The organism is Paenibacillus validus NBRC 15382 (assembly GCF_004000985.1).
GTDB classification, from domain to species: Bacteria; Bacillota; Bacilli; order Paenibacillales; family NBRC-103111; genus Paenibacillus_G; species Paenibacillus_G validus.
The window spans coordinates 1-5820 of record NZ_BIMH01000097.1 but is presented as its reverse complement, the minus strand read 5'-3'; the positions used below and the strand labels follow the sequence as shown (position 1 = coordinate 5820).

Annotated in this window: 6 protein-coding genes; 5 read left to right on the top strand and 1 reads right to left on the bottom strand. The window is 44.5% G+C overall.

What is annotated here, in order from left to right:
* Positions 1 to 66: 66 nt before the first annotated feature.
* Positions 67 to 216 carry a hypothetical protein gene (locus PVA01S_RS26930; RefSeq protein ID WP_155615861.1) on the bottom strand — a complete coding sequence of 50 codons (150 nt, stop codon included), beginning with the start codon at positions 214 to 216 and terminating at the stop codon, positions 67 to 69.
* A gap of 470 nt (positions 217 to 686) precedes the next feature.
* Between PVA01S_RS26930 and PVA01S_RS26035 the strand changes: the two genes are divergently transcribed.
* The 5 genes from PVA01S_RS26035 to PVA01S_RS26015 all read left to right on the top strand — a co-directional run bounded on the left by PVA01S_RS26035 (position 687) and on the right by PVA01S_RS26015 (position 5163).
* Positions 687 to 1784 (top strand): ABC transporter substrate-binding protein, encoded by a 1098-nt coding sequence (locus PVA01S_RS26035; RefSeq protein WP_236595698.1) that lies wholly within the window; start codon positions 687 to 689, stop codon positions 1782 to 1784.
* A 75-nt stretch (positions 1785 to 1859) separates the two neighbouring features.
* Entirely contained in the window at positions 1860 to 2729 is an 870-nt protein-coding gene (locus PVA01S_RS26030; RefSeq protein ID WP_054800504.1) for a branched-chain amino acid ABC transporter permease, read from the top strand.
* Positions 2726 to 3724 carry a branched-chain amino acid ABC transporter permease gene (locus tag PVA01S_RS26025; RefSeq protein ID WP_196427012.1) on the top strand — a complete coding sequence of 333 codons (999 nt, stop codon included), beginning with the start codon at positions 2726 to 2728 and terminating at the stop codon, positions 3722 to 3724. Before PVA01S_RS26030 ends, PVA01S_RS26025 begins: the two co-directional genes overlap by 4 nt.
* The gene (locus PVA01S_RS26020; RefSeq protein ID WP_127610786.1) at positions 3705 to 4466 is read left to right on the top strand and encodes an ABC transporter ATP-binding protein; all 762 of its coding nucleotides are present in this window, start codon (positions 3705 to 3707) and stop codon (positions 4464 to 4466) included. Before PVA01S_RS26025 ends, PVA01S_RS26020 begins: the two co-directional genes overlap by 20 nt.
* Entirely contained in the window at positions 4453 to 5163 is a 711-nt protein-coding gene (locus PVA01S_RS26015) for an ABC transporter ATP-binding protein (RefSeq protein WP_127610785.1), read from the top strand. Before PVA01S_RS26020 ends, PVA01S_RS26015 begins: the two co-directional genes overlap by 14 nt.
* Positions 5164 to 5820: the final 657 nt, after the last annotated feature.

Genomic DNA, 5820 nt, shown 5'->3' with positions numbered 1-5820 from the left:
AAGAATAGTCCACTACGGTGGTCTCAAAGTGTGGAGAAAGTCTTTTGACTTTCTCCACATTTTTTTTTATTTGGTGAATCTCATCATATTCCTCACATCGTCCCCATTGAGCCCTGTGATTTTGCGATACGTCCAGTCTCCCTCAATTTGTAACCGAATAATCTCTTTCTTTATCTCTTCAGAATAATGCCTAAGCTTTTGACCTTTGATCGCCATAACAAATGCCCCCCTTAAAATTCATCTGATTAACCAAGGGGGGCCAATGTCTATTCTATGGGGGCACGCTAAGCCCAATGGATTTTTTATCATCCGTTTAATATAGAAGAATATGGCTATTGTCTAATCGTCTGGTCGTATTGTATTATATTAACAGCTTGCCCGACATCATCCTGAACACGCTTACAAAATCAGTGTTTTTAAGTCATGATTTGAACGCTGTTTTGTATATGTCGGAAGTTGTTGTTAAGCACGCTAATAACAACTTTTTGTAAAGCGATTACATACATTTTGTATCATTCTTAACTCTAAGTGGGGGGCGTTTTTGGATGGTCGCTAAGGGCAAAGTCAGGAAAACAAGTATTACAGTCTCGGTCATGCTGGTATTCATGCTGTTAGTTCTTACTGCTTGTAATAGCAGCCAACCTGCATCCGGGGGTGGTGCATCCGGGGGTGGAGGAGATAAGCCGGTGAAAATCGGCGCGATTTTATCATTTTCCGGTAACTTTGCTCCATTATCCGAAAGTATTAAGGAAGGAATGGAACTGTATTTCGAACTGAACGGAAACAAAATCGGCAATCACCCAGTAACCATCAAGTACGAGGACGACGAGGCAAACCCGCAAGTCGCTCTTCGCAAATACCGTCAACTGGTTGAAAGCGAAAAGGTTGATTTGTTGGTCGGCCCAATTTCCTCAGCGGTCGTTTATGCGCTGCGTGACGTCATCGAGAAGGATAAAATCGTATTGATCGATGCCAATGCGGCTGCTAACGATATTTCTTGGGATAAGAAAAGCGATTACATTTATCGGGTTTCGATCTCGAACTGGCAGGACGGCGTTCCGGGAGCCGAATATATTTTCAAGAACGTTGGAAAAACGGCATATGTTATCGCACCTGATTATCCGGCGGGCCACGAGACGATTGACGCTTTCAAAGAGGCCTTTACTAAAGCAGGCGGCCAAATTGTGAAGGAAGCATACCCTAAGCTCGGGACTAACGATTACGCAACTTACTTGACAGAAATATTGAATACGAAACCGGATCTTGTCTTTCCATTTTTGGCCGGTACAGATGCCATTCGATTTGTTCAGCAGTACGAACAATTCGGTGTAAAGGGTAAAATTCCGCTAACCGGCACCCAGGAATTTTTGGATCCGCTCGTAACGGATCCGGCGGGCAAAGCCGCTGAAGGCATCATTGGGGCAACGATGTACAACTATTCACTCGACAATCCGGTTAACAAGAAGTTTGTTGAGGATTTTAAAAAGAAATACAACAAGGTACCTAACTATTTTAACGTACAAGGTTATGATTCCGCGCAAGTCATCAGTAAAGCGATAGAAAAAACAGGAAGCACGAAATCTGAGGATTTGATCAAGGTGTTGAAAGACATTAGCTTCAGCAGCCCGCGCGGCGAGCTTGCCATGGATCCAAAAACGCACAACCTGGCATTAGATATGTATTTGGCCAAAAATGTATGGAAAGACGGAAAGATCGTACAGGAAATTATAGGAACCGCAGTCAAGGGACTGAAAATACCTGATGCTCCACCTGAGAAAAAATAAATAAGAGATGATAAGGAAACGGGAGGCTTGTCCTCCCGTTCCACCCATGTTTCGCTTAAGAAAGAGGAGGATACAATGGCTGGAACAACATTGCTCATGCATATTTTAAACGGTCTAGCCTACGGGATGCTTTTGTTTATGATTGCAGCCGGGCTATCAATTATTTTCGGATTAATGCATGTCGTCAACTTGGCGCACGGCACTTTTTACTTGGTGGGCGTATATGTAGCGTATTCATTCGTGAAACAAGGAATGGGATTCTGGCCATCCTTGCTAGTTGCCATTGTTATAGTAAGCATACTTGGCATCCTAATGGAGAAATTACTGCTTGAACGTGTTTATGGAATGGAACTGGAGCAGGTTCTACTGACGTTCGGGCTTTCATTTATATTTGCCGATATCGTAAAGTGGATATGGGGTTCCAGCCCTTTAACGCTTCCTATTCCGATGAACTTGGATGTTTCCATGAATCTTGGGGTCATGATGTTTCCTGCGTATCGTATTTTTGTCATTTTGATCGGTTGTTTACTTGCGGTATTTCTTTGGTATATGGAAAATAAAACGCGAATTGGCGCCGTGATCAGAGCGGGAGTCGACGATCGGGAGATGCTTTCGGCTCTTGGTATTAATATTAAGGGCGTATTCACTTGCATATTTGCCGTGGGCGCCGGTTTGGCCGGATTAAGCGGAGTTTTGGGCGGACCGATTATGGGTATGTACGTCGGCATCGATTCGGAAATTTTGATTTCATCGCTTGTTATTGTTGTGGTGGGCGGTCTCGGAACCTGGAAAGGTGCTTTTGTCGGGGCCATATTAGTCGGAGTCGTTGATACGCTTGGACGCGTTTATTTGCCGTCATTAACGATGGCCATGGTGTTTGCCATTATGATTGTCGTCTTGTTAATGAAACCAAACGGTCTGTTCGGTAAGGGGGCGCACGCGTGAAGAAACCTGCGTTCGTAAGTATCGCTTTTGTCGCCTTTATGCTGCTGTTACCTCTCATCTTAACCACGTATGGTATCAAACTGACGAGTGAAGTATTGATTATGGCAATATTTGTTATGAGCCTAGGACTAATCATCGGTTATGCTGGCCTTGTATCGCTGGGACACGCCGCATTTTTCGGATTGGGCGCTTATGCGGTCACCTTGATTGGGGAGCATGTAGAAAATAGTTATGTGCTGCTCCTTGCAGCTGCCCTTATAGCGGGAATCGCCGCTTTTGTATCCGGTTTGCTGTTTATCCGTTCATCAGGCCCTTACTTCCTCATGATTACTTTGGCGTTCGGGCAAATGATATACGCGATCTTTTATAAAGCGCAAAGCGTCACCGGCGGTGCAGACGGAAAATCGGTTAGCGCGGCCTTCAGTTTGGGCTTTGGCCCCATCGAAAGCAGGTTAGGGTTTTATTATGTAACGGCAGTTTGCTTTTTACTTTGTTATTTTTTGCTTCGTATTTTTATTGTCTCTCCTCTTGGCAAAGGCATAAGAGGAATAAAAGAGAACGAAGCCCGGATGACGGCGCTTGGTTATAATACACGTTACTATAAGCTGATCGTGTATTCACTGTCCGGGATGATGGCCGGATTTGCAGGCGGACTTTATGCTTATTTCAATGAATACGTGTCTCCTGATCTGCTCAATTGGATGTTCTCTGGGCAAGCGCTGATCATGGTTATTGTCGGTGGAGTCGGAACATTAATAGGACCGGCTATAGGTGCGGGCTTCTTCGTAATTTTGCAAAATTATATCAGCTCCTACACGGACCGTTGGCCGATCGTTATGGGATTGATTTTTGTTGCCATTGTGCTTTATAGACGCGGCGGGGTCATTCATATTGCTTTGCTGTTATGGAACAAGATAAACCTAAAACGGCGAAAAGACCGGCACCCTACAAAACTTCATAAGGAGGCGAACGGTCATGAGTCTGCTGAAGGTTGAGCATTTGCATAAGTCTTTTAAAGGCTTACAAGTTTTGAAGGACGTTTCTCTAGAAGTGAAGCAAGGGGAGCGTCATGTCATCATCGGACCTAACGGAGCCGGCAAAACAACCTTATTCAATTGTATTACAGGAACATTGCCGATTAACCAGGGCACCGTTACGGTGAATGGCAAACAAATCAACGGCCTTCCCGGATACACGGCTGTACGTGTCGGGATGTCGAGAACGTTTCAAAAAAACAATTTGTTTGGTGCTCTGACCGTGGAAGAGAACGTGCATCTAGCCATCACAGCATGTCAACCATATCGGTTCAACTTTTATAAGCCATTTTATAAAAACACACAATTGCTGGAAGAAACGGAGGAGCTGCTTAAGGAATGGGAGCTTTGGGAGCGGCGTACCCGTATTGTTAATGAGCTTTCTTACGGCGAACAAAGGTTGCTGGAAGTGCTTCTCGCCCTAGCTTCCAAACCGAAAGTGCTGCTTTTGGACGAGCCGACGTCAGGTATGTCACCTGCTGAAACCATCCAAACGACGAAGCTTATCCAACGCATGCCTCGTTCTATTACGCTATTGGTCATCGAGCATGATATGGAGGTGGTCTTCTCTATCGCTGACCGCATTACGGTATTGCATCATGGCGAAGTGTTCTTAAGCGGAGCTCCGGAACAGATCAAAGGCGACGAGAACGTGAAAGCCATCTACTTCGGAGGAGGGACGCTGCAGCATGCTCAAGGTTGATCAGGTTCATACGTATTACGGAAACAGCCATATTTTGCAGGGGCTTTCTTTTGAAGTACCTACAGGGAAGTGCGTTGCACTTCTCGGGCGTAATGGTGCGGGAAAAACGACAACGATTCATTCCATTGCCGGGTTAACTCCTCCGCGCCGAGGAAACATTACGTATATGGGCAAATTGATCTCCGGGCTTGCGCCTAATAAAATCGCTCGTGCCGGTATCGGATTAGTCCCCCAAGGAAGGCGCATCTTTCCTTCCCTTACGATTCGCGAGAACCTTATTGTTCCCGCAAGAGATAGAAAGCAAACGGGAACGGGCGATAAAAGCTGGAGGCTGGAAGACATCTATGATTTATTCCCTATTCTTAAGGAAAGGGAAAACAACATGGGGACCCAATTGTCCGGAGGGCAGCAGCAAATGCTGGCGATCGGAAGAGCATTAATGACCAATCCTCAATTCATACTCATGGATGAGCCTTCGGAAGGGTTAGCTCCAGTCATTATCGAGCAAGTGGGAGATATTATAAGGAAATTAAAGCAGACCGGGTTATCGATTCTTTTAGTTGAACAAAATTTTTATTTGGCGTGCGGCGTAGCTGATACCGTGCTTGTGATGAGCAAGGGTCAAATTGTATGGCAAGGTACACCTGAAGAACTCCTGATCAATGAGGAAATTCAACATCAATATTTAGGCGTATAAGATATGGGGGCTGATAGCAGCCCTTGTTACATTATTGGTCATGCGGGAAACGTTCGTGAGGAATAAGCTTGATCTGAGTAGACTCGGACTAAGCTTATTTCTTTTTGTTGCATGCAGCAGGTGTCAATTGAGCTGCTTCCTCATGAAATGATTCCTCCAACGGTTTTCTTTCATGGCTCATTGTAAATTGTTGAACGAAAATGTTTTTATATGATTTCTGCTTGCAATAGTAAGGAGATCGTGATATATTACAAATCCGGTTGTTCGAGAGAACACCAAAAGCAATGAAGTTGGTGGATCTGAGCTTGTGGTTGCGTACCTAAGAATGGAAAAACAACACAGTTGCATGAAGAGTGCTGAATATGATATATTACAACTCTGGTTGTTCGAGAGAACACTAAAAGCAATGAAGTTGGTGGATCTGAGCTTGTGGTTACGCACCTAAGAATGGAAAAACAACACAGTTGCATAGAGTGAGTTGAATATGATATATTACAACTCTGGTTGTTCGAAAGAACACCAAAAGCAATGAAGTTGATGGATCTGAGCTTGTGGTTACGCACCTAAGAATGGAAAAACAACACAGTTGCATAATAGATTTGAATATGCTATATTACAACTCCGGCCATGAAAGCCGAGTAAAGCAATAAAAAAATT

What these genes read in the sequence shown, in the direction of transcription:
- PVA01S_RS26030 (WP_054800504.1), top strand. Translation starts at nt 1,860, where the DNA reads ATGGCTGGAACAACATTGCTCATGCATATTTTAAACGGTCTAGCCTAC.
- PVA01S_RS26015 (WP_127610785.1), top strand. Translation starts at nt 4,453, where the DNA reads ATGCTCAAGGTTGATCAGGTTCATACGTATTACGGAAACAGCCATATT.
- PVA01S_RS26930 (WP_155615861.1), bottom strand. Translation starts at nt 216, where the DNA reads ATGGCGATCAAAGGTCAAAAGCTTAGGCATTATTCTGAAGAGATAAAG.
- PVA01S_RS26020 (WP_127610786.1), top strand. Translation starts at nt 3,705, where the DNA reads ATGAGTCTGCTGAAGGTTGAGCATTTGCATAAGTCTTTTAAAGGCTTA.